The organism is Microcoleus sp. N9_A1 (genome assembly GCF_036701795.1).
In the GTDB taxonomy this organism is placed as follows: Bacteria; Cyanobacteriota; Cyanobacteriia; order Cyanobacteriales; family Microcoleaceae; genus Microcoleus.
Genome location: NZ_JAUBRI010000049.1, coordinates 12,343 through 37,104, shown reverse-complemented (window position 1 = coordinate 37,104; position 24,762 = coordinate 12,343). Strand labels below are relative to the sequence as shown.

At 47.6% G+C, this 24,762-nt stretch carries 20 protein-coding genes; 11 read left to right on the top strand and 9 right to left on the bottom strand.

The window, feature by feature from the left end; all coding sequences use genetic code 11:
• Positions 1-75 precede the first annotated feature (75 nt).
• Complete coding sequence (locus QUA58_RS21100) at positions 76-639, top strand: GxxExxY protein (protein ID WP_333249814.1); 564 nt, start codon at positions 76-78, stop codon at positions 637-639.
• Between the two features lie 16 nt (positions 640-655).
• Here QUA58_RS21100 and QUA58_RS21095 read toward each other — a convergent pair whose 3' ends face one another.
• A complete protein-coding gene (locus QUA58_RS21095; RefSeq protein WP_333395758.1) occupies positions 656-952 on the bottom strand; it encodes a hypothetical protein in 297 nt (98 codons plus the stop codon).
• 24 nt (positions 953-976) lie between these two features.
• Between QUA58_RS21095 and dndD the strand changes: the two genes are divergently transcribed.
• The gene (dndD, locus tag QUA58_RS21090) at positions 977-2,974 is read left to right on the top strand and encodes a DNA sulfur modification protein DndD (protein ID WP_333395757.1); all 1,998 of its coding nucleotides are present in this window, start codon (positions 977-979) and stop codon (positions 2,972-2,974) included.
• Positions 2,975-3,239: 265 nt separating this feature from the next.
• Complete coding sequence (gene dndE / locus QUA58_RS21085; protein ID WP_333249810.1) at positions 3,240-3,641, top strand: DNA sulfur modification protein DndE; 402 nt, start codon at positions 3,240-3,242, stop codon at positions 3,639-3,641.
• A 62-nt stretch (positions 3,642-3,703) separates the two neighbouring features.
• Here dndE and thiD read toward each other — a convergent pair whose 3' ends face one another.
• Positions 3,704-4,513 (bottom strand): bifunctional hydroxymethylpyrimidine kinase/phosphomethylpyrimidine kinase, encoded by an 810-nt coding sequence (thiD, locus tag QUA58_RS21080; protein WP_333395785.1) that lies wholly within the window; start codon positions 4,511-4,513, stop codon positions 3,704-3,706.
• 238 nt (positions 4,514-4,751) lie between these two features.
• Between thiD and QUA58_RS21075 the strand changes: the two genes are divergently transcribed.
• Positions 4,752-5,531, top strand: coding sequence for an MBL fold metallo-hydrolase (locus QUA58_RS21075; protein ID WP_333249806.1), 780 nt, complete (start codon positions 4,752-4,754; stop codon positions 5,529-5,531).
• Between the two features lie 149 nt (positions 5,532-5,680).
• On the opposite strand, the gene ftsZ is transcribed toward QUA58_RS21075, so the two are convergent.
• Both ftsZ and QUA58_RS21065 read right to left on the bottom strand, forming a co-directional pair.
• Positions 5,681-6,949 carry a cell division protein FtsZ gene (ftsZ, locus tag QUA58_RS21070; RefSeq protein ID WP_333249804.1) on the bottom strand — a complete coding sequence of 423 codons (1,269 nt, stop codon included), beginning with the start codon at positions 6,947-6,949 and terminating at the stop codon, positions 5,681-5,683.
• Positions 6,950-7,324: 375 nt separating this feature from the next.
• Positions 7,325-8,227 carry an FtsQ-type POTRA domain-containing protein gene (locus QUA58_RS21065; RefSeq protein ID WP_333395755.1) on the bottom strand — a complete coding sequence of 301 codons (903 nt, stop codon included), beginning with the start codon at positions 8,225-8,227 and terminating at the stop codon, positions 7,325-7,327.
• Between the two features lie 336 nt (positions 8,228-8,563).
• Between QUA58_RS21065 and QUA58_RS21060 the strand changes: the two genes are divergently transcribed.
• From QUA58_RS21060 to QUA58_RS21045, 4 genes are all read left to right on the top strand, one after another.
• Positions 8,564-9,895, top strand: coding sequence for an ATP-binding protein (locus QUA58_RS21060; protein WP_333395753.1), 1,332 nt, complete (start codon positions 8,564-8,566; stop codon positions 9,893-9,895).
• 684 nt (positions 9,896-10,579) lie between these two features.
• Entirely contained in the window at positions 10,580-16,051 is a 5,472-nt protein-coding gene (locus QUA58_RS21055; RefSeq protein ID WP_333249798.1) for a WD40 domain-containing protein, read from the top strand.
• A 184-nt stretch (positions 16,052-16,235) separates the two neighbouring features.
• Positions 16,236-17,042 carry a TPM domain-containing protein gene (locus QUA58_RS21050; RefSeq protein WP_333249795.1) on the top strand — a complete coding sequence of 269 codons (807 nt, stop codon included), beginning with the start codon at positions 16,236-16,238 and terminating at the stop codon, positions 17,040-17,042.
• Between the two features lie 306 nt (positions 17,043-17,348).
• Complete coding sequence (locus QUA58_RS21045) at positions 17,349-17,972, top strand: precorrin-8X methylmutase (protein ID WP_333122874.1); 624 nt, start codon at positions 17,349-17,351, stop codon at positions 17,970-17,972.
• Between the two features lie 294 nt (positions 17,973-18,266).
• On the opposite strand, the gene QUA58_RS21040 is transcribed toward QUA58_RS21045, so the two are convergent.
• The 4 genes from QUA58_RS21040 to QUA58_RS21030 form a co-directional block, all read right to left on the bottom strand.
• A complete protein-coding gene (locus QUA58_RS21040) occupies positions 18,267-18,479 on the bottom strand; it encodes a hypothetical protein (protein WP_333249794.1) in 213 nt (70 codons plus the stop codon).
• Positions 18,480-18,508: 29 nt separating this feature from the next.
• Complete coding sequence (locus QUA58_RS21035; RefSeq protein WP_333395783.1) at positions 18,509-19,168, bottom strand: ISAs1 family transposase; 660 nt, start codon at positions 19,166-19,168, stop codon at positions 18,509-18,511.
• A gap of 58 nt (positions 19,169-19,226) precedes the next feature.
• Entirely contained in the window at positions 19,227-19,418 is a 192-nt protein-coding gene (locus QUA58_RS31610) for a transposase family protein (RefSeq protein WP_445243647.1), read from the bottom strand.
• 209 nt (positions 19,419-19,627) lie between these two features.
• Positions 19,628-20,338, bottom strand: coding sequence for a phosphate ABC transporter permease (locus QUA58_RS21030; protein ID WP_333249792.1), 711 nt, complete (start codon positions 20,336-20,338; stop codon positions 19,628-19,630).
• Here QUA58_RS21030 and QUA58_RS21025 point away from each other — a divergent pair.
• A complete protein-coding gene (locus tag QUA58_RS21025) occupies positions 20,268-20,492 on the top strand; it encodes a hypothetical protein (protein WP_333395787.1) in 225 nt (74 codons plus the stop codon). The two genes, QUA58_RS21030 and QUA58_RS21025, sit on opposite strands and share 71 nt — an antisense overlap.
• A 334-nt stretch (positions 20,493-20,826) precedes the next feature.
• Here the strand turns inward: QUA58_RS21025 and dapB are convergent, their stop codons facing one another.
• Positions 20,827-21,654 (bottom strand): 4-hydroxy-tetrahydrodipicolinate reductase, encoded by an 828-nt coding sequence (dapB, locus tag QUA58_RS21020; RefSeq protein WP_333395751.1) that lies wholly within the window; start codon positions 21,652-21,654, stop codon positions 20,827-20,829.
• A 302-nt stretch (positions 21,655-21,956) separates the two neighbouring features.
• On the opposite strand from dapB, the gene QUA58_RS21015 reads away from it, so the two are divergent.
• Both QUA58_RS21015 and QUA58_RS31605 read left to right on the top strand, forming a co-directional pair.
• Entirely contained in the window at positions 21,957-24,479 is a 2,523-nt protein-coding gene (locus QUA58_RS21015) for an EAL domain-containing protein (protein ID WP_333395750.1), read from the top strand.
• Complete coding sequence (locus QUA58_RS31605; RefSeq protein ID WP_445243650.1) at positions 24,463-24,741, top strand: hypothetical protein; 279 nt, start codon at positions 24,463-24,465, stop codon at positions 24,739-24,741. Before QUA58_RS21015 ends, QUA58_RS31605 begins: the two co-directional genes overlap by 17 nt.
• Positions 24,742-24,762 lie beyond the last annotated feature (21 nt).

Below are 24,762 nucleotides of genomic sequence, written 5' to 3'. Positions count from 1 at the left end.
TCGCATATAATGGTTTTTCAACTAACCGCAGCATTAACAAACCACCATCGTTTAAATTACACAATTTTTACGACCATGCTTGACCCTAATATTCCCCATCAGGATCTTACATACAGCATCATCGGTTGTGCAATGAGAGTACACCGGAGGACACAAAAAGGTTTAAGAGAAAAACATTACCAAAGAGCATTTGATGCAGAAATGCTGAAATCCAGTATTACAACAGAAATGGAATCTCCCCGACAAATTTATGACGGTCAAGTTTGGATGGGAATTCTCTATCTAGACCATTGGGTAAATGAATGTATTGTAGTAGAAGATAAAGCCGTAAATTATCCAATGACCGATAAAGACCAAGCTCAAATCATAGCTTACTTAGCATCGACAGGAGCGAAAGTAGGTTTATTTATCAACTTTGGTCGCAGTAAATTAGAATATCACCGCATTCTCCCACCAAAATCCGTACAAGGTTGGCAACAACACATTCAACCATACTTGTGGCGGCCGAAAACAAATGGCAGAGGTTGGACGAGAGGAAGTGCAGGAACCTATGAAGAAACAGATGACGAACTCCCATTACCTCCCAACATTCAGCCCCAAAACGAAGAGGAAGATTCAACCGATGTAATTGATTGGTAGCAAGGGAGGAGGGCGGTTAGCAGCGGATTTTGTAACGGATGTAACGGATGTAACGGATGATTAGTGGGAGATCACCAAATCTGCCACTAACCGCCCCCCCCACCAACCACCCATCCGCTAAATCCGCGACCAAATCTGCCACTAACCGCCGCCCAACCAACCACCCATCCGCTACAAAATCCGCGACCAAATCTGCCACTAACCGCCGCCCAACCAACCACCCATCCGCTACAAAATCCGCTGCTAACCGCCGCCCAACCAACCACCCATCCGCTAAATCCGCTACAAAATCCGCTGCTAACCGCCCCCCCACCAACCAACAACATCTACATCTACAATGCAATTCCTCGAACTCGTCCTCAAAAACTTCGGCCCATATTCCGGCACCCAAACCATCAATCTCCGCCCCGAAAAAGACGGAAATCCCTGCCCAGTTATCCTATTTGGCGGCATGAATGGTGGCGGCAAAACCACCCTCATGGACGCCATTCGCCTCGCCCTCTACGGTGGCCGCGCCCAATGTTCCACCAGAGGCAATTTAAGCTACAGCGACTTTCTCAATCAATGCGTCAACCGCCATACTCCCCCATTAGAAGATACCCGCGTCGAACTAACATTTGAACAAGTCCAAGATGACAAATTAGCTCAATTCAAAATAGTTAGATACTGGAAAAAATTAGATATCAAAGACAACTTAAGCATTCTCATTTATAGCGAGATTGTCAGCGATTGGTGGTCGGACAAAGCAATTACTAACACTTGGGACGAATACATCGAAACCCTTTTGCCTGTCGGAATATCCAACCTATTTTTGTTTGACGGCGAACAAGTAAAAGAACTCGCCGAACTCGAAACACCGCCAGAGTTTGTCGTCGGGGCGATTAAATCTCTTTTAGGTTTAGAATTAGCAGAACGCCTCGCCGTCGATTTAGAAATATTAGCCGGCCGCAAGCGAAAAGAAATTGCTGGCAAAAAAGACTTGGCTGCTTTAGAGAAAATCGAACAAACTTTTCAGAAAATTTCTGATGAAATAGAGTTAGCTAAGCAAGAACAAGCCAGCTTTAAAAACGAATTAGATAAAGCTCAAAAAAATCAGCAACAAGCATCAGACAAATTTATCTCTGAAGGCGGGAAAATTGCCGCCGATCGCAGTCAGCTAGACAGACAGCTAAACGACTACAGAAATCAGGCAGAAAAAAACCGTCAAGCCATGATGGAAGTAGCCTCAAATACGCTCCCACTAGCCCTAATTTCGCCCTTGCTAACTGAAGCTAAAATTCAAGCAGAAACAGAAGCCAGCCAGCAGCAAGCAAAGATTGCCCAAAATGTTATCAAACAAAGCAGCTATCGCCTTCTCAACTATATCGCGGAAATCTCATTAAACCCCCAACAACTCGATAAAATTCAAGACTTCATCCGCCAAGAAAACCAAGAACTCGAACAGCAAGTGGGAACAGACATTCCGCCCTGGATGAACGCCGACAACAACAGCATCCAGCAACTAGAAAACCTCCTTAGCTACCAAATCAAAGCCCAGCAAATTCTAGCCCGCAACCAAATAGAAGAAATCAAAAGCATCGAAGCAGAAATCGACTTTACAGACAGACAACTCGCAGCCGCAGCTTCCCCCGAAGCCTACGAAAAACTAGAAGAAGAAGTCAGAAAAGCCCAAAAAGCAGTCGCTATCGCATCCGCAGCCTGCGAATCAGCCAACCGCCGCGTCGATGAATTAGAGAGAGAATTAGCCAGAAACCAAAAAGAACTAGAAAACTACAGCAGCGAATACATCACGATCAGAAACAGCCAACACGTCATCGCTTCGATCGCCAAAGCCCAAGCTACCCTCAAACTATTTAAAGAAAAACTCACCCTCAAAAAACTCAACAAACTCGAAATAGAAATTACCGACTGTTTTCGCTACCTCTTGCACAAAACCGACTTGGTGCACAGAGTTGCGATCGACACTCAAACATTTAGCCTCTCCATTTACGATCCAGAAGGCAAACCGGTACCCAAACACCGACTTTCTGCCGGGGAAAAACAGTTGCTAGCGATCGCCTTTTTGTGGGGATTGGCTAGAGTATCCGGGAGACAATTGCCAGTGGCGATCGACACTCCCTTGGGCCGCCTCGACTCCTCCCACAGAAACAACCTAGTGGAACGCTATTTCCCCTCGGCCAGCCACCAAGTCATCCTGCTTTCTACCGACACGGAAATTAGCAAAGTAGAATATGATAAGCTGCAAGAATTGGAGGCGATCGCCCACAGCTACCTCCTCAAATACGACTCCGCCAAACACCAAACCACCGTCGAAAAAGGTTACTTCTGGGAATAAAAACTCGCCCTAAAAAATAGCCGCAACCCCTTGACTTTGCCCGGGAGTTGCGGTAGTATATATAGCATAATGGGATGGTGGCGAAAATTTTATTTTTGCCACCATCCCATTATTAAGGATAAATCCTACTAAAATAAGAATACCAAAAAAAAACGATTTAATCAAGTCGCGTCGTGTAAAAAAATGTTAATTATTTCCAGTTATCTAGAGGCTTGGCTTCCCCAATATTAACACTTTTTACAATATACCAAACAATCTCAAACTCATGGAACCACCAGTCGATCGCATCCGCCTCTCCCAAACCGGCAAAGACCAACTATCAAAACTGAAACGATCGACCAAAATCGATCAGTGGAATATTCTATGCAGGTGGGGATTTTGCCGATCGCTCGCCGAGCCCAGCATCCCATCCCCAGTGCCAATTCCCAGCGACAGCAACGTCGAATTAAGCTGGGATGTCTTCGGCGGCGACATGGCTGATATCTTGATAATGGCCCTCAAGCAGCGCTGTCACCAAGATAATTTGGGCACGGAAAAGGAAACTCTAGCTAAACAATTTCGCCTACACTTGCATCGAGGGATTGGTTATTTAGCCGGCGATCCGAATCTTAAGAAAATAGAAGATTTAGTGGCGATCGCTCTTTCGCCTGAAAAATTAAGAAGTTAAACGAACCGCGAAGACGCAAAGGACGCGAAGGAAGAAGGGAAAAGAAGGGATGAGTTCACAATTTACTTCAGTAAAAGTGGGAAAAAATGACCTACTGGCCCTTGACCTTCCCCAATATCCAAAGCATATTTGAGAGCAGTAGTCACATAATCCTTAGCCAATGTCACCGCCGTAAACAAATCTTTACCCAAAGCCAAATTAGCAGCGATCGCAGCACTCAAAGTACAACCAGTCCCGTGAGTATTCCCAGTATCAACATTTTCAGTCTTCAACACGTCCAACCGCGTACCATCAAACCAAACATCAATCCCCCGCAAATCCCCCTTCATCCCGCCGCCCTTGACCAAAACAGCTTTCGCACCCAAACGATAAATCTGCTGCGCCGCCGATCGCATATCATCCACAGAATCAATCTGCAAACCGCTCAAAATCTGAGCCTCAAACCGATTCGGAGTCACGACAGCAGCCATTGGAATCAAAACATCCTGCAAAAATGCGATCGCCCCATCGTCAATCAGTCGATCGCCCGATCGTGAAACCATCACCGGATCGACAACCAAATTCCCTATTCCCAAAGCTTCCACCTGCGAAGCCACCACCGCCATAATCTCCCGATTCAGCAGCATCCCAGTCTTCACAGCATCCACCCCAATATCCCCAACCACCGCCTCAATTTGAGCCGCCACAGCCTCCGCAGGCATTGCATCCACCCGCATCACCCCCAAAGTATTTTGAGCCGTCACGCAAGTCAGAGCACTCGTACCGTGCACGCAGTGAAACGCAAAAGTCCGCAAATCCGCCTGAATCCCAGCCCCACCGCCACTATCAGATCCAGCCACAGTCAAACCCACAGGAATCTTAGATTTAATCATCTTCTTCCACCCCAGATAAACGCCAACTTGAACCAGACAAATCCCAATCATATCTGTGGCACGGGCGTCCCGCCTGTGCTTCCCGTGGCACGGGCGTCCCGCCTGTGCTTCCCGTGGCACGGGCGTCCCGCCTGTGCTTCCCCGTGGCACGGGCGTCCCGCCTGTGCTTCCGAAGGGGTTAAATTCCCCAAACAAAATTAGCTATGATTAAACCAATTGTAAAGAATTATTGCAAACTATGAAACTCACCCGCATCGACCTCAACTCCTGGATTTTCCACATCGCCGGCCAAACCATCCTCGTCGATCCGTGGCTAATCGATCCCCTGGTATTTTACGGTCAACCCTGGCTGTTCACCGCCTACCACAACACCCCCGTCGCCTTTACGCCCGACACCTTACCGCCGATCGACCTTATCCTAATTTCCCAAGGCTTAGACGACCACTGTCACAGACCAACACTCGAAAAACTAGATCGCACCATTCCCGCGATCGCCTCCCCCACCGCCGCCAAAGTCCTCAGCAGTTTGGGATACACCAATATCACATCTTTAGCCAATTGGCAAGAGTTTAAATTTAAAGAATTATTACAAATAATCGCCGTACCCGGAGCCGAAATTCAGCCCGGACAAGAAGAAAACGGCTATTTGTTAAAAGATTTAAGCAGCGGCGAGACACTTTATTACGAACCGCACTTACCGCCCTTAGAAAAAGTCAAACAGAAAATAGACACGGTAGACGTAGCCATCGCCCCCGTCATCGGTCAAATCTTCCCATTCCTCGGACAAGTCATCATGGGGCCCAAAGAAGCCCTCAAACTCGCCGAAACTCTCAAACCGAAGTTTTTCTTACCTACAACTGCAGGAGATATCCGAGCCACCGGTATTTTACCAATGTTAGCGCGATCGCTCGGCAGCCTCCCCGAATTTCGCGATTTACTAGCAAAATCGGGACTCTCCACCCAACTCCTCGAACCCGAACCAGGCCAAACCCTAGAAATTTTAGATTTTAGATTTTAGATTTTAGATTTTTTTGATTGGAGATTTTTGATTAATTCCAAATCCACAATCTCAATAGATTGTAGATTTTAGATTTTTTTGATTGGAGATTTTAGACTTATTCCAAATCCCCAATCCACAATCCCAAATCTAAAATCTAAAATCTACAATTATCTAGGTGGGCGACGGTTACGCAAAAACTCAGGAATATCTAATCCCAAATCTTGCGGTTTAATTTTCGGATCAGGCGCCTGTTGAGCAGGAGTCACCGGCACAGTTGCAGCCCGCCAAGGAGCATTCACATTTTGAGTGCGCCCCGCAGGAGAAGGTGGAACTTCTCCCGAAAAACCAGTAGCGATCACAGTAATCTTAATTTCGCCCTGAAGCCGCTCGTCAATCACCGCTCCAAAAATAATATTCGCATTCGGATCGACAACCTCGTAAATCGTCTCAGCCGCGGCATTCACCTCGTGCAGAGTCATGTCAGTACCGCCAGTGATGTTAAACACCACACCTCTAGCGCCCTCAATAGACGAAGCTTCCAGCAGCGGGGAAGAAATAGCCTGCATCGCAGCCTCCCGAGCCCGCGACTTGCCAGATCCTACGCCGATGCCCATCAACGCCGAACCCGCATCTGCCATTACAGCCCGCACGTCAGCAAAGTCAACGTTCACCAAACCAGGAATCGTAATAATGTCAGAAATACCCTGAACCCCTTGGCGCAAGATATCGTCAGCAACTCGAAAAGCTTCTTGCACCGGCATTTGTTCCGAAATCACCGATAGCAGCTTGTCGTTAGGAATCACGATCAGCGTATCCACCCGGGTTTGCAAAGCTGCAATCCCTTCCTCGGCTTGGCTGGTGCGCCGCCGTCCCTCAAACGTAAAAGGCCGCGTTACTATGCCCACAGTCAACGCGCCCATTTCTTTGGCTACTTCAGCGACAATCGGAGCCGCACCCGTGCCAGTACCGCCGCCCATGCCGGCTGTGATAAACACCAAATCCGCGTGATTCAAAGCATTAGCAACTTCGTCGCGAGATTCTTCGGCTGCTTTTTGTCCGATCGCCGGATTGCCTCCAGCACCCAAGCCGCGCGTCAACTTTTGTCCGACTTGCAAGCGTTTGGGAGCATTTGACAGCACCAGGGCTTGGGAATCCGTATTCACGCACCAAAACTCGACCCCAGAAATCTCGCTAGCAATCATCCGGTTAACGGCGTTGCCGCCACCCCCGCCGACACCAATTACTTTGATTCTCGCGGCACTGCTGGGCATTATGTCTTTGGGATTCACCATAGGATCGATATCAATACTATCTACATTTACATAACCAGACTTGCGTCTAAACGGATTGGCAGAATCGAGAGCCACCGGAAAATTTTTTACTTCTTCCGAAGGGGGACTGTCTTGATCAGACCCCTGTCTATTATTAAGCTTCATTAGAGTCGGGGATAGTAGATTACAGCTTTTTAACTTAACTAAACGCCAATTCACATCAACTATAGGCTAAAGTTGCCGAAAAACTAACACAGATCGAGGCTGAATGTTAGGAATCTCGGATTTTGTCGGTGTCGATCGCCCGTACCTCGCCCCTGCCCCGTTCAGGCGCTCGTGCCTTCGGCATTTGTAGGGCTTTGCAGAACAACAAAACATCAACACTAGCCGGAGACGCTTCTTTAGGGGAAAAAAAGCAGGATTTTTTTCCCTAAAGGAGCCCTATCAAACAATTGTCCCTATGTCAAGCCCTGCGTATCTATCCAGAGCGGTAAAAATTCTGCCGGATGACGGATACTTCTACCTTTTCTTGACAGAGGATCAATTCTGACCGCGAGTTGGTGGGGGACTTGCACTCTCCAAACTAGGGGGGGGTTCTGGCAAGTGGACGATCGGCGAAGCAGGATTTTTCAAGTCAATGTAGGCTATTTTGCTTGAATCTAGCTGTTTTGGCAATTGTCGCATTCGGTCTAAAACCTTAAGTTGCTCCGCAGTCTTGGAACTGTACGGCCCTAAGTGTACGGTACCGATCTCTGTTTTCAAGATCAAGTTATTCGGGTTTTGCCAATTAATCTCAAACACTTTCACCGTTAAGCCGCTGAGTCCTTGGTAAAACTTCGGCCAAGAGGCGCGATACTGTTCCAAAGGCCCGATGACTTTTAAAGTGGGCAAAGAACGCTGAGGCTGCGTTCCCGGAATGCTGCCGGGCCCGATCGAATTATTCTGCGATCGTACAGCAGTATAACTATCCGACGGCATCCAACCTCCGCGAGCGTCCAGCCACCCCACTTTTTCCTTGTCACTGTTCGATCTCAACACCGCCGTCGGCTGCGCCACGGCCACCGGCAGGCGTTCTGCCACTTCTATAGTCAAACTCGGCGGCAACAAGTTACGAGTCACCTTCGCTTTAGCGATGGGCCCCGTTGACTCCAGCTTTTCGGCCAGGGCCTGCGGTTGAATCCCCCACAGCGACTGCGGGTAAGACAGCGGCACCAAAGACCGCACCGCCTTATCCGACAGCCACTGATTGCCCTCCACCTTCACTTGTTCCGATCGGGCAATTAACCAAGCCGGCTGAGCAATCCACCACAGTAAACCTCCAGCCATTGCACTTGCTGCCAGCATTTGCCACACAACAGCCGCCAATCGAGCGCGCCTCTGCTGCCGCAACTTTTGGCGCCTGCGCCCTAACTCTGTTTGAGAAACCGCTCCAAAACTAGCCATCTACGTCTTGACAATATAGTAATTAAGGATTAGCACAAATTCAAAACTGTTTAATCTCTCTCTTGAACCCTGTTTTCCCCTACCATTTAACCAGATCCCCACAAATTTACCCTGACTCCTGCCAAGATCAGTAATATCACTGAGCCCGCTAGGTAATTCAAAAGTTTTAATTAAGAATTTCCAATTCCAGCGCCGGGAAAACCCCTTACCAGCTCCAGGTTGTTTGGGTATTTAGGGCATTACCCCACAGTGCAAAAGGTTACAAATCAAACTAAACTCAGGCAAAGAAAGTTTAGACTTTCGATTAACTTTTTTAACTTTTAGTCGGCTTCTATTGTGATCGCACTCGAATTAGACAGATTCTATAAAGCCTGCAACCCGAGCAAGACCCTTGTTGCGGGAGACCCAGGAGATTATCAATACTACATTGATTTTGGTTCCGTGCGTGGCGGCAAAATCATTGAATCTTTACAGCGAACCATTACCCGCATCTCCCCCAACGAGCCAACCTGTCAGCTATTTACAGGACATATCGGCTGTGGCAAATCTACCGAATTGTTTCGGCTGAAAGCTGAGTTAGAGCAAGAGGGTTTTTGCGTCGTCTACTTCGAGTCTTCCCAAGACTTAGACATGGGAGATGTAGACATCAGCGATATTTTGCTGAGCATTGCGCGCCAAGTCAGCGAAACTATGGAATCGGCTAAAATCAAACTCAGACCGAGCTATTTTACAAATCTGTTTGCAGAAGTAGCAGAATTTTTGCAGACTCCCATAGATTTGTCAGCGGAAGCCGAGTTATCTGTAGGCATTGCTAGAGTTACTGCTAAAACTAAAGACTCTCCCAAACTGCGATCGCAACTCAGGCAATATCTCGAACCCCGCACCAACAGCATTTTGCAGTCGATCAACGAAGAACTTCTCAACAAAGCTAACGCCGAACTTAAGCACCAAGGCAAAAAAGGGCTCGCAGTCATTGTTGACAACCTTGATCGCCTCGACGCCTCCCTCAAACCCAGCGGACGCACCCAGCCAGAATACTTGTTTTTAGACCGCGGCGAACAGTTGAAAAAACTTAATTGCCATGTTGTCTACACGATTCCCTTGACTTTGATTTTTTCCAACGACTTCGGCCGCCTCGCTAGTCGATTTGGAGTCAAGCCCAAGGTGATGCCGATGGTACCGGTGCAAATGCGATCGGGCGAAGACCACATTGAAGGAATGGCACTGCTGCGGCAGCTAGTATTAGCTAGAGCTTTCCCGAAAGTTGCTCCCCATCAACGCCTTGATTTGATTTCCCAGGTGTTTGACTCTCCCGAAACTTTAGATCGGCTGTGTCGGATTAGTGGCGGTCACGTTCGCAATTTACTGATGCTTTTGTATAGCTGTTTGCAGCACGAAGACCCTCCCTTCTCTCGCGAATGCCTCGAAAGCGTCATTCAAGAATATCGCGATGACCTTTTGGGAGCCATCAATGACCTGGAATGGGAATTGCTGTTTCAAGTCGTCAACCGACAAAGTGTAACCGGCGAAGAAGAGTCTCAAATCTTGTTGCGAAGTATGTTTGTCTTTGAATACCGCGATCAAGAAGGTCGTTGGTTTGGGATTAATCCAGCCCTAGCAGAAACCCGAAAATATAAGGAGTGGCTGCAGCGCACTGAAGCAAAATAGTTGGGATTTTTGAGATAGCTTCGTGACTCTAAGAACCCTTAACCACGAGGGACTTAGAAAGTATTTAACTGAAAATTCATCGCTCACAACTCCGAAATCTTACAATCCAATACAGAAATCAGTCAGCGGTTTTTGCCACTGGCTGATTTCTGGTGAATGCTGGCTATAGGCGGTGAATGTTATTGTCGTGTAAAACTTTGCCACCACTAAGGACTTTGCCCACTCTCAACTCTCATATCTGCAATGTCAGACCCCCTATGTCTGTTTTTATCTGTTGCTCTTAATTTCAACTAATCCCATCCCGGACGACAGTTTTTTTTTGCGGTTGTGTTAAATGCCTGCTACAGATATATCAGAGTTGTTTACTAATAGCTAGTCGTCGGTATGATCATGAACTTAGCGGTTGGCTATTTATGATCGGTAGTTTTTTATATATAGCTGAATTGAAAAATCTAAGATGACCTTAAATTTTTATTGGGAAGTCTAGCATTCTCTGAGATTGAGAGGTATGATATCTTTACATTGGCTATAATAACTATGTAAGTATTGATAGGACAAGTACGAAAAACTACGTATTTATACAGAGATAAAGCGTCAGACAGAGACGGCTATGTCTAAGTAGATACGCTTTCAGTCACGATTGGCGAGCGTTAGGTAATTGATTAATGCAAAAGAGGTGCACGCATGACCGATCTAATTAAGGTACAAGAAACTGCCAACTACAACGAGCGCTCGCTCAAAACTCTGGTCAGGTCAATCACAATGTCTCAACACCAATTCTCGCTAATTTTGGTGCGCTGCAACTACGAGCAGTTGCGGCAGCAAATAGCGCAGCGGCTGCGAGAAGTGTCCCCAGTTCCAATTCAAGATATCGTCCTGCCAGCTTCAGTCAAAACCCTTTACACTACTCTGCAGGCAAGCACTTTCCAGGAGGGGTACTCGCCTGTCGGTGCCGCCTCGGCTTTGATGGTATTCGGTTTAGAAACAGTAGTAGCGATCGACGAACTGATGGCCTCTACCAATCAAGTGCGAGACGAATTTCGCAAGAATTTTTCCTGCCCAGTGATTTTGTGGGTAACAGATGACATCGTGACCAAAATGATTCGTCTGGCCCCGGATTTCAAAAGTTGGGCCGCCGCCACAATTAAATTTGAAATGGGCGTTGACGAATTAATTAATTTCCTCGCTAGGCGGGCCGATACTATATTTAAAATAGGCGAACTCAATCAAGAACTCGCTAGCAGCAACTTCAGCACCATCGCTAATGGTGAGACCTGCGAAACCCCGTGCGAAAAACGCGACCTAGAGCGCGAAATCAGCCCTGGAGAACGCTTTCTAACTGTTAACTCAGGGCCCCAAAACCGACGACTATCAGATGTCCACTCCTATTCGCCCTTGAGTCCGGGCAATACCTTCGATTTGGCGATCGGCTCTTTGCCACGCCGAGAACTAGAATTAGCTTTAAGAGATTTACAAAATCGCGGTCAAGAATTAGAACCCGCCCTCAAAGCCAGCCTGCAATTCGTTCTCGGTCGAGATTACTATGTCAGCGACCAAACCGAAACAGCCTTAATTCACTACCAAGAAAGCTTAATATTTTGGCAGCAGAAAACGGGCAACTGGGAACTGGCAAACTTGGAACATTCCGAAAACCCAGAAACCTTCTCCTCCTTGTCGAATCCTGTCCCCAAAATTTTATTTTTAGAGAGAGAAGGCATAGTGCTGTTTCACATAGCCCTGTGTCACCGCTTGCAAGCAGCCAGAAACCCGGTAGCCAACCGCCAACACTGGGAACAAGCTTGGATTAGCCTGGAACAATCTAGAAACGCTTTCTCCCTTGCCTCACGCCCGGAATTGGTAGCTGAGGTGACAGCACACCTGGGACAAGTGCTGCAGCGCTTGAAAGCTTGGGGAGAGTTGCAAGCATTAGCTGAAAATTCTTTGCAGTTGCACTTCACTTACGGTACTCCCAGCCAACTAGCTCAAGATTACGGCTTTTTGGCTGAAGTTGCCCTGCAACAGTCGAGGTGGAGTCAAGCCCGCCAGCTAGCCGAGTTGGCTTTGGCGATTTTGGATCAAACGCCTAATGATTTGAGATTGCTGATTGAAGATTTGAGATTGGGGTTTGAAGGAAATTACCCAGAATTTGTAGGTACTAACGAGTCAAGTAACGATCCCAAATCTAAAATCCAACATCCCAAATCCGACAGGAGTTCGTATCTTTTACTTTTAGCCCGAAGTTTGCGACAGCTAGGGCAGTGGGAAGCAGCGGTTCATTCTTTGGAGTTGGCTCAATCTCAAAGCGAGCCGAAGTACGACCCCCGACTTTACATCGATATTTTGACGGAATTGCAAGCGGTTTATTTCGAGCAGGGAGAGTATCTTAAAGCATTTCGGATTAAAAAAACCCAGCGTTCGATCGAATATCAATACGGATTTAGGGCTTTTATCGGAGCCAGCCAATTGCAGCAGCAGCGACAAGCCGTCAATCCTTCGGGCCCCTCAGCTCAAAATCAAGCCGCCATCGCAGCGTCCATGACAGCTTACTCGCGCCAAACAGACATCAATAACTTGCTAGAAAGAATTAGCAGGGACGACCATAAATTAACTATTATTCACGGGCCCAGCGGTGTCGGGAAAAGTTCTCTAGTCAATGCCGGCTTAGTACCAGCTTTGAAAAATATTACTCCGGGCGCGCGCGATACATTGCCCGTAGTAGTCAAAGTTTACACCGACTGGTTGGTGGAGTTAGAAAATGCTTTGAACGGCGCGCTGTACGACAAACAAGCCGAAGAGGAAAGGAAATTAATCTCCAAAGGAGTACAGGGAATTCACAAAAAAAGTTGCTCGGTTATCCCCGCTCGCAGCTCGGAAATCTCCTCTTTTATTATAGAGCAGTTGCGCGAAAATGCCACAAATAATTTGTTGACTGTGCTGATTTTCGATCAATTTGAAGAGTTTTTCTTTGTTTCGACTTCGGTGGCACAAAGACAACTTTTTTATAACTTTTTGCGCTTGTTTTTGAACCTGCCTTACGTCAAGATAATTCTGTGCTTGCGCGAAGATTATTTACACTACTTACTGGATTGCGATCGCTTCCCAAATCTTGACGCTATTAACAATAATATTCTCGACAAAAGCATCCGCTACCAACTGCGGAGTTTTTCTATCAAAGACGCGCGGGCTGTCATCGGACACTTAACAGAACGGGCGGAATTTTATTTAGAGCCGGCACTGATCGATGCCTTCGTAGAAGATTTAGCAGACGAACTGCAAGAAGTGCGACCAATCGAATTGCAGGTAGTGGGAGCGCAACTGCAAGAAGAAGGTATTACCAGTCTAGCACAATACCAGCAATTGGGGGACAATCCCAAAGCGGAATTAGTGAAAAGATCGCTCGAAGGAGTCATCTCTGACTGCGGTCTGGTTAACGAAGATGCAGCGTGGAAAATCTTGTTTTCCCTGACAGATGAAAGAGGCGTTCGCCTGATAAAAACAAAACACGAACTCTCGTTAGTGACAGGCCAACAGCCAGCAGATGCGGGCGAAAAAGAATTATTGGCGATCGGCAGAAACCGAATTTCCCTACAGCGACAGTTCGCAAAAGACCCAGAAAGCCGACAAAAGAAAACCGACAACCTCGACTTAATTTTAGACATTTTAGTCGGTCACGGTTTGCTATTTCTGCTGCGGGAAGCCCCAGAAGACCGCTATCAATTGGTACACGACTATTTAGTGCGACCGATCCGCCAAAGATTCGGCTTAGAAGCCAGACTACACAAAGCAGAAGCGGACAAAAAAATGAGTCAAGCACAGCTCTACCGAGCCAATACTTTTCTCAAGCAACTGCTGGGATTAGCAGTGATCGGCGTCATGCTGCTAACCAGTTCCACCATCGCCGCCGTAAATTTTTGGTGGCGGGCTGTGGGTCAAAAACAGCTAGCTGTCGCTCAAACTCAGCGAGCCGAAATCAGTACCCTGACTGCAGCTTCGGAAGCACTTTATTTCTCAAACAACAAATTTGACGCCATGATGGAAAGTTTGAGAGCTGGTAAAAAGTGGAAACAGATCGAACACTCCCAACAAATGTACACTCTCAAAGACACCGAAATTCTGATTTCTGCTGCCCTCCAGCAGGCAGTTTATGGAGTCAAAGAACGCAACCGCTTGGAAGGACACGGCGATGTAGTTTGGGGTCTTAGCTTCAGTCCAGACGGCGAAACAATAGCTTCTTCCAGTGTAGATAAAACCGTCAAACTTTGGCAGCGCGACGGCAGTTTGTTGGCAACTTTCAAGGGTCACACTAACAGCGTCTCCTCTGTCGCGTTCAGTCCCGCCAACAAAATCATAGCCTCGGCAAGTTTAGATAAAACTGTCAAAATTTGGCAAACAGATGGCAGTTTGCTGGCAACTTTCAACGGGCATACTAATAGTGTTACCAGCGTTGCTTTTAGCCCTGACGGTCAAACGATCGCCAGTGGATCTACAGACAAAACTATCAAACTTTGGAAAACCGACGGCACGCTGCTGCGAACGATCGAACAATTTGCTCCCGTAAATTGGCTCAGCTTCAGCCGCGACGGCCAAATAGTCGCTGTGGCGAGCGATGACGGTACTGTGAAACTGTGGAGTTCTGACGGCCGGTTAATCGCTAATTTATGGCATAGCGAAAACAGACAACCCTCGAAAATTTACACCGTCAGTTTCTCCCCCGATGGTGAAACGATCGCCAGTGCGGGTGAAGACAAAACGGTGAAAATCTGGAGCATCGCTGCACTAAAACACCCAGCAACAGAAAATTCAACACAAGCAAATAAGGGCGAACTGCTAACAACTTTGCGGGGACACAGCAAATGGGTATTTGGTGTCAGTTTCTCCCCCGACGGTCAAACACTTGCTTCTGGAAGTGCAGACGGGACTGTCAAACTCTGGAGTCTTGCTGGTGTTGGCGACAAACGCCCAACCGATGCTAGCAACATTAAACCAGAAAGTCGCTTACTGAGAACTTTTGAGGGACACGCCGATCGAGTTACTCAGGTGAGTTTTAGCCCGGAAGGCAAAACCTTGGCTTCGGCAAGTTTTGACAAAACTGTCAGGCTGTGGCGGCTCGATGACGTGCCGCTCAAAACCCTCGACGGACACCAAAACCGGGTGCAAAGCGTTACTTTCAGCCCCGACGGCCAAAGGCTGGCTTCTGCTTCTACGGACAAAACTATCAAACTCTGGAGCCGCACGGGGGTTTTGCTGGAAACCTTGGAAGGACACACTCAGAGAGTCGCCAGCGTCAGTTTCAGCCCCGACGGCCAGCTACTTGCTTCTGGGAGTTACGACAAAACGGTGAAAGTCTGGAGTCTGAAAGAGGAGGGGATGAGTAATATTCTTCCTTGTCCTTCGGCTCCGCTGTTTCCGTGTTCGCCTTCTGTGCTGTTCACTCTCGACGGCCACGCCGACAGCGTGATGAGCGTGAGTTTTAGCCCCGACAGCGAAGTTCTGGCTTCGGCGAGCAAGGATAAGACTGTGAAACTCTGGACTAGAAACGGCAGGCTGATTAAGACTTTGACGGGACACACAGGCTGGGTGACTGGGGTGACTTTCAGTCCCGACGGCTCGATGCTGGCTTCTGCAAGTGATGATGGTACTCTCAAACTCTGGAATCGGGATGGTCGTTTGCTAAGAACTTTTGAAGGAGCTCACAACAGTTTTGTGTTGGGGGTTGCTTTTAGCCCTGATGGCAAAATGCTGGCTTCGGCTGGTTACGACAATTCGGTGAAATTGTGGAAGGTAGACGGGACTTTGGTGGCGACGCTGCTGAAGGGTTCTAGCGACAGCGTGACTAGCGTGGGTTTTAGCCCGGATGGTTTGTTGGTTGCTTCGGGCAGTTATGACCATAAGGTGAAGCTGTGGAGTCGCAGCGGGACTTTGCTGAAAACTTTGACGGGTCACAAGGATAGTGTGATGAGTGTGAGTTTTAGCCCGGATGGGAAGGTTCTGGCTTCTGCGGGCCGGGATAATCGGGTGATTTTGTGGAATTTGGATCTTGACGATTTGCTGGTGAGGGGCTGTGACTGGGTGGGAGATTATCTGAGAACTAATCCTAATGTGAGTGATCGCGATCGGCGTCTCTGTGAGGGGGTTGGGGCAAAATCTCAATTTTAGTCATTTGACTGTTGACGGTTGACTGTTGACGGTTGACTGTTCAAAACTTTCCTTGCTTGAACTCTTCCCCTTGCTCTCGGCTTCCTGTAAAGTAAATAATTGTAAAGAAATATGAGTTTTCTCTTATCCTCTGGTTAAGACCGCCAGCTAGCATTCACAATTAAGACCCGGATTATAAGTTCCTATGTCACAGCTTTTCCCGCGAAAATTTCTAGCCTCTGTTGCCGCATTTTTTCTGGCTTTGTCTGTGTGGACGATCGCACCTGCGGCCCACGCTTTCAATAATCCCGATTTGTTGCCTTCAACTCAGACGCCGATCATTGACTTAGCTAAAGCCCTTACGGATATTGAAGAACAAAATTTGGCAAAAAATTTAAAGGCATTTGAAGCCGAAACCGGCTGGAAACTGCGAGTGCTGACTCAGTACGATCGCACGCCCGGTTTGGCTGTCAAAAGTTATTGGGGGCTAGATAACAAGAGTGTGTTGCTAGTTGCTGACCCCCGAGGAGGCAATTTGCTCAATTTTAATGTGGGCGACTCGCTGTATCCGCTGCTGCCACGCACTTTTTGGGTGGAACTGCAAACCCGCTACGGTAATCAATTTTTTGTGCGGGACAATGGGGAAGATCGAGCGATTATTGAATCTTTGGAGTCGATAGAAGGCTGTTTGCGTCAGGGCGGATGCCGCGTGGTTCCCGGTTTGCCCAGGGAACAGTGGATTCTGACGTTAATTACGTCGGTGGTTGGCGGCGTCATCTGCGGGTTTGCGGCTCAGCCTCGGAAGCCGGGACAGGTTGTGGCTTGGCAGTGGGCGCTGATTTTTTCGCCGCTGTGGGGCATTCTGTTTTTCGCTTTCGGACTGGGGCCGGTGGTGACTCGGACTTCTGACTGGTTGCCTGTGGTTCGGAATGTGGCCGGTTTTGCGATCGGAGCTTTGGTGGCATTCCTGACTCCGGTGTTGGGCAAATCTTCTTCGTCGTCGGAAACTTAGTTGTCATATCAATTCCGGTTGCACTCATACATGATTGTTGACTGTTGACTGTTGACTGTTGACTGTTGACTGTTGACTGTTGACCCTTCGACTTCGCGAGCGGGCATCGCTGTTGACTGTAGAAGGAGGGATCGAAAAACTGAATGGTTGAGTGTTAACTGTTGACTCGATTTTATTATTCCGATGCAACCGGAAACGATATCAGTTGGCAGTTGGCAGGAAAGCAGATTTTACTCAACAGTCAACGAATGACTAAAAGCTGGTAAGCTGATACCTGACAACTCACAGGCGACAGCTATCCAACAAATGGAATGGCACGTAAGCGATGCCCAGAGTCTGGGATTAATCGATAACGAAATTGGCGACCACGGTTTTTCAGCGGCGGAGTACGAAATAGTCCGCCGCGTGATTTATGCGACTGCTGATTTTGAGTACAAGTCTTTAATTAGTTTTTCCGATCAGGCTTTGCAGGCTGGGGCGGCAGCTTTGGCTGCTCGGACTACGATCGTGGTAGATGTGCCGATGGTGCAGGTGGGCATTACGCCCCTAATCCAAAGTACCTTTGCGAATCCGGTTTACTGTTCGATGGAGGCTTTGACGCGCCCTCAAAAGGAAAGGACGCGGGCGGCTTGGGGGATTGAAACTTTGGCAAAACGCTATCCTGAAGGGATTTTTGTTGTGGGCCAGGCTCAAACTGCTTTGTCGGCGATCGTAGATTTGATTGAATCTGAGGAAATTCGGCCGGCTTTGGTAATTGGGACTCCTTCTGGGTTTGTGGGGGTTGACGTGGCTAAGTCGCGGCTGCACGATTCGATGATTCCTCACATTCGGATTGAGGGCCGCAAGGGCTCTGCGGTGGTGGCTGTGGCTATTGTTAACGGTTTGGTGGATTTGGCTTGGCAGGCTTATGGCCAAGAGGGGAACAGTTGATGCGGTTTGTTATAGCAGTTGACAGTTGACAGTTGACAGTTGACAGTTGCATAACGGGAATCAAATCATTGATGCAGTACGGCTATCGGCTCTATTCATGAAGTTATTTATGTCCTCACCGATGTGGCGGTTGCTATACATGAATCGGGGCGGGCATTTTTGGCACGGCCCCTACAGGAATTGGTTTTTTTGTAATTTATAGTGCGATCGGCAATTGCAGCAGATTTGCGTTTTAAGCAGGGTGGATTAATTGTCGAGAGGCGAAATCAAGGCTATGAAGGCTATTGACCAACTTTATGCGAGGCATTTAACAGGTTTATCTTGACCAGATAAATCAAAAAGCAACTCACTCAAATCTTCTATTTGATTAGCCATTAATCTTAAAGCTTCAGGAAAAGTATGAGTACCTTTCATTCGAGCCAATGACACTAAAAATTGCCTGACCATTGCCCAATTAGCAGGTGCATTGCCACCGCGACGAATATCGTTATCCTCGTTTAACGTCACATCTTTAACCCAATGCAGTCGATTCTCAATTAACCAGTGCCACGAATAGCCTCGGCAAATTGACTCGCAGACCAATCCCGACTACTTAAATAATAGTGTACTTCATCGAAATTAATCAGGTGACGACGACTTTTTTTTCCCTCCCATCTGGTTCCAGATCTCCTGACCACAATTATGTGTTTTGCACTCCTCCAAAGGGGTAATAATTGAGGTGGAATTGGATCAATCTTGGTGTGGCGAGTTGTGGTTCGCCCATGTACACATTCAGAGACTTCGTATTCGTCAGTCGCCACGGCAGAACTCACTAATTTCTTAGCCGCTTTAAACAGATTTAATTGATTCTTTTTGAGCGTAACTATATAGTCATTGCCACAATTAATAATTAACGCTAGCGTTTTTTTTTGACAATGTAGTGCATCGAGGGTAATTACTACTTTATTACCGGAGAGTTCTTGAACGATATCCTGTACGACTTCGACTTCACTTTTCTGTTTGTTTTCCATAACTTGATGTCTCACTACCCATCCATGATGATGACTATAAACGGAAACCATAGTGACAAAGTTTTGGTAAGAGCTGTTGCCACCTGTTAAGGTACTTTTAATGCCTTTTCCGTCCATTGCCATCCATTCTCCTTCGTCTATTGACAATGTTTGTTTACACCACACATTAAAAAGAACTGCTAAAATCTCAAAATCTCATGCTTGAATTATATTTCTAAACGTTGAATCTGATGGAAAGCGAATATCAGGCGGGAGAGCCAATAATTTTATGAGGGTTTTTTCGATGATTTTTTGTAAATTCTACCAAGGGCTTATACCCCCAATATCCCGTGCAACTACCCAACAAAATTATTGTGAGCATCAGCCAGAGTGGATGTCTAATTCCTCGGTTTTTTCGATGGTCTGGAACTAATTTAATCGCTTCTAATAAATTCATTAATTCTTTGTCCTATAGTGATAGTCTTACCCGATGGTAATATCTGATTGCCTCTTCTATGATACATTATTGCGTTGACAATTAATCCACCCTGCTTCTTAAGGGGGATTTAGGGGAATCTGGCCTCGGCTATCAGCGAGAGAGACTACAGGTTTTCGGAGTAAAAACCCGGTTTATGGGTGGGTTTCTGGGGATGGAGAAATTGTTGTTTAATAATCGGCGGTTCGTCTTTTTACATCTCTGCTTTGATTGTTTGTATCCCGCCCTTTTTTCTGTCTACCTTTTTTGATTTGCTGGCTCATTTCTACAAACAAATCTCTGCGTAAATAAGGATAATCGCTTACCCACACGTCGCGGCTGGGAATGTAAATGTCGGAAACTTTGGCGATTCTGCCTAAGTCTTCTATATCTGACATGATTAACATTAATGCTGCTTGGCCGGGGACAATTCCCTGGTGATCTTTTCGCAGGGGTGCTCGCAATGTGGTAGTAAATCCGGTTTTGTCGCCTATTTCTAGGTTGATGCGCGGTTCTAGGTTGTCTACTATTACGAGTTGTCCTTTTTGATTGACTGTTTCTTCTTGACTGGTGATTTCATCTGTGATATAAATATCCAAAACTCGCCCTTGCCAAAAACCACAATATTTATGTTTGCGGCATTCTGCATTCCGCAAACTTGCCCACAAAATTGGCCCCCACAGCCAGTACAAACCAGCTATCAATCCGGTGATTAAAACTAGCGGCCCGACATCGGAACCGACGAAGTTGTAAACTACCAGGAGGAAAACTACGCTGACTGCAGAGATTAACATTCGCCTCAAAAAATCGGGCGGTTTTCCCCAGATATATTTGTATTGCGCTCCCGTGGCGACGGCGGGAATTAGTTCTTTGAAGGTTTCTTGGGTTAGGGGAATTAGCATAGGAGGAAGGAAGAAGGAAGAGGGAAGTTCGGCAACGGATGTAACGGATGTAACGGATGTAACGGATGTAACGGATGTAACGGATGTAACGGATGGAAGTCGGAAGAGGGAAGAAGGAAGAAGGAAGAGGGAAGTTCGGCAACGGATTATGTAACGGATGTAACGGATGTAACGGATGGAAGTCCGATGGAAGTCGGAAGAGGGAAGAAGGAAGAAGGAAGAGGGAAGAAGCTAATCAACCGTAGGGTGCGTCAGGGGGAAAGTTGTTAGTCTGTTGTCAAAACATTCTGCCCTGACGCACCCTACAATAACTCGATCCCCCTAAATCCCCCTTAAGAATGGGGGGACAAGATTCTGATCAAAGTCCCCCTTCTTAAGGGGGATTTAGGGGGATCTAGACTTGGCAATCAGCGAGATTAATCAAAGGTTTAAGGCGATTGTTGAAACTAATAACAACTATCAACTGACAACTGTCAACTGATCGCTAATTACAGGATTTTTTCTAATCCGTAAACGAGCGATCGCAATTCTATGACTTTTCGCACTGATAACAAAACTCCGGGCATATAACAAGCCCGATCGCTCGTATCGTGTCGTAAAGTATAAACTTGACCGGCGCCGCCAAAAATTACCTCTTGGTGGGCAATTAAACCGGGTAAACGGATGCTGTGAATGCGAATCCCTTCATCCGCCACAGATCCCCGCGCTCCGGCTAATTTTTCGCTTTCCTCAACTTCTGGCAGATTGAAAGTTTTTCCCATTTCTGCTAACATTTGGGCAGTTTGAATCGCCGTGCCGCTGGGAGCGTCGGCTTTTTGATTGTGGTGCAGCTCGATAATTTCTACGTGTTCAAAATACTGAGATGCCGTGACGGCGGCTTGTTGGAGCAAAACCATGCCGATCGAGAAATTGGGTATGATCAAACAGCCGATGCTGGCTTTGTCAGCAAATTCAGCTAAGTTTTCAATTTGCTTGCTGCTCAAGCCAGTAGTGCCGACTACCGGGCGAATGCCGTAAGCTATAGCCGATCGCACGTTTTCATAAACTGACGAAGGGTGCGTAAAATCTACCATCACCCCTAACTGCTTTTCCTGAGCTGCTAATACCAGCATTCCTTGCAAGTCGTCAGTGATGGGAACTTCTAACGGGCCGCATCCGGCTAATTCCCCGGCATCGGCGTTGAGGCACTCAGGAGAGCGGTCTACAGCCCCAAATAAGGTCATGTCACTAGCATGGGCGATCGCCTTAATTACTTCGCGGCCCATTTTGCCTGCAGCACCGTTAACAATCACCGGAATCGGAAGTTGATTCGCCATAATCTCAAAAATATCCTGAAAGTTCGATCGACTAAATTTTAACGCTTGTGCGAATTTGGGGAAACAAGGAATGAAAGACAGGATTTGTCGGCAAATCTTCAAAAACCCGGTTCCCATTCGAGAAATACTTTGCCAAATCGAGTAATTAGCTTAAAGAAACTCGGTTGTGGCACAAGTTCTGAAAAAATTACATTCAATCTCATATTAAGCTCAATTCTGTAAGAACAGACTTGTGCAAAGCTAATTTGCACCGACATATTTTTTCTGTGACTGCCAAATTCTCTCGAAATCTTCGATATGTCATGTCTGTGGCAACTGGCCTCAACCTGAGTTCTCAAAACCGACGGGTCAGGATTTTGCCTGCAATGCTTGTGGGCGCGACTGTAACGCTGCTGAATATGGGAGTTCGGCAGTTGGGAGGCCTGCAAAGCTGGGAGTTGGGGAGTTTTGACTCGTTAGTGCGCTTGCAGCCAGATTCCGGCCCCGATCCGCGGCTGCTGGTAGTGGAAATTTCTGAAGCCGATATTCAAGCTTTGGGGAGATTTCCGATTTCCGACAAGACGATCGCTCAAACCTTGGCAAAACTGCAAAAGTATCAGCCAAAAGTCATCGGTTTGGATTTGTACCGGGATTTGCCTCAAGCGCCGGGACACGAAGAATTGCTGGCCGGGCTGAAAGCACCGAATGTGGTGGCGATTTATAAATTGAGGGATTCAGAAAGTGAGGGAGTGCCTGCGCCTCCGGGGATACCGCCCGATCGGGTCGGTTTTAACGACTTCGTGCTCGATCCTGATGGCGTTGTACGCCGCAATTTGCTCTCAGTCTCGCAAGCACAGAAGAATACTGCTTTCTCGTTTTCTGTGCAAGTGGCTTTGTTGTATCTCAAAGACAGAGTGCAGCCGGAAAATAGCCCTGTTCATCCCCACCAAATCAACTGGGGAAAGGCAGAATTTGTGCCTTTAACTTCTAACAGTGGCGGCTATGCAAATCTCGATGCCAAAGGCTACCAAATTCTGCTCAAATACCGTTCTGGTAAGGATGTGGCGCGACAAGTCAGTATCAGGCAGGTATTGAAGGGGGAAATTGAACCAAGCTGGGTTAAGGACAAGATTGTGTTGATCGGGACGACGGCACCGAGTACCAGAGATTTGTTTTTGACGCCTTACAGCCCGGTTAAAAAGCAAAGTCCGAAAATGCCGGGGGTGTTGCTGCACGCGCAAATGCTCAGCCAAATATTGAGTGCGGTTTTGGATGGGCGATCGCTGTTTTGGGTGTGGCCGGAATGGGCGGAAATTTTGTGGAACGGTGCTTGGGCGGTGATTGGCGGGGTTTTGGCTTGGCGTATTGTGCACCCTGTGAGGGCGGGATTGGCTGGGGGTGCTGCATTGATGGGGCTGTTGGGGATTAGTTATGGGATTTTTACTGGGGGTGGGTGGGTACCGTTAGTGTCGCCGACTTTGGGTTTGGTGGTGACTGGTGTGGGTGTCAGTGCTTACAGGAAGCTTTACGATGCTTTTCACGATTCTCTGACGGGTTTGCCCAACCGGGATTTGTTCGTGGATTGCCTGGGGCGGGCGATCGCCAATACTAGGGGCCGCCGCAGCTATCTGTTTGCGGTGCTGTTTCTGGATTTAGACAGGTTTAAGGTGATTAATGATTCTTTGGGTCATTTGGTGGGGGATGAACTGCTGATGTCGGTGGTGCTGCGGTTGAGGGCGATTATTGGCCCCGGGGATACTGTGGCGCGGGTGGGGGGCGACGATTTTGCGATTTTGGTGAGGAATATTGATGTTGACAGTGCTGTGGATTTGGCCGCTCGCATTCACCAAGCTTTAATTGTGCCTTTTGAGTTGAAGGGGCAGGAGGTGTTTGTGACTGCGAGCATCGGGATTGCCCTGGGGGGCGAACCCGCTGCTACTGTCAGGGAACAGCCGGAACACTTGCTACGGGATGCCCACACGGCGATGTACCGGGCGAAGGCTTTGGGAACGGGAAGGTATCAGGTGTTTAATGCTTCGATGCACGCTTTGGCGGTGGAGAGGTTGCAGTTGGAAACTGATTTGCGGATGGCCCTCAAGCGTCAGGAGTTTTTGCTGCACTATCAGCCGTTTGTATCTTTGGCAAGCGGTAGGATTATTGGCTTTGAGGCTTTGGTGCGTTGGCAACACCCGCTGCGGGGTTTGATTGGGCCCATGAAGTTTATTCCGGTGGCTGAGGAAACGGGGGCAATTGTGCCGCTGGGTGAGTGGGTGTTGGAGGAGGCTTGCCGGCAGTTGGGGCTTTGGGAGGGAATGTTTGATTTCGATCGACCTTTGATTATGAGTGTAAATTTATCTGGGAAGCAGTTTGCTCAGCCGGATTTGGTCGATCGCCTGAAGGTGATTTTGGAAACAACGGGTTTGAGTGCCGAGAGTTTGAAGTTGGAGATTACTGAGAGTGTGGTGATGGAGGATGTGGAGTCGGCGATCGGGGTTTTGAAGCAGATGAAAGCGTTAAATGTCAAGTTGGGAATTGATGATTTTGGCACTGGTTATTCGTCGTTGAGTTATTTGAGTCGGTTTCCTACGGATACTTTGAAGGTTGATAAGTCGTTTGTGGGGCGGATGGAGATCGAAAGCGAGGGGGAGAATGTGGCGATCGTGCGGACGATTGTGGCGCTGGCTCACGCTTTGGGTATGGATGTGATTGCTGAGGGTGTGGAGACGGCGGCACAATTAGCTAGGTTGAGGGCGATCGGCTGCGAATACGGTCAAGGTTATTTTTTTGCTAAGCCTTTACCGAGCGAGGCTGCTACTGCTTTGATGGCTTCTGAGCCGCAGTGGTAGTTGTGGGTTATTAGTTATTGGTTATTGGTTGTTGGTTGTTGGTTGTTGGTTGTTGGTTATTGGTTATTGGTCAATACCGTCGCCCGCAAGCATTTTTTTCGCAGACGATCGCACTTTTGAGGTGAACCGTCATCGATCTATCAGGTGCGATCGGCTAGTTTTGTGCGAAACGCGGCTTAATTATCATAAAACTTTACGAAATCATGTAGTGTTGGGAGCGATCGAAAGAGGGCGATCGACTTTAGTTGAGAAAAAGGACTAAAGGGATCTCGCACTTTGTGAC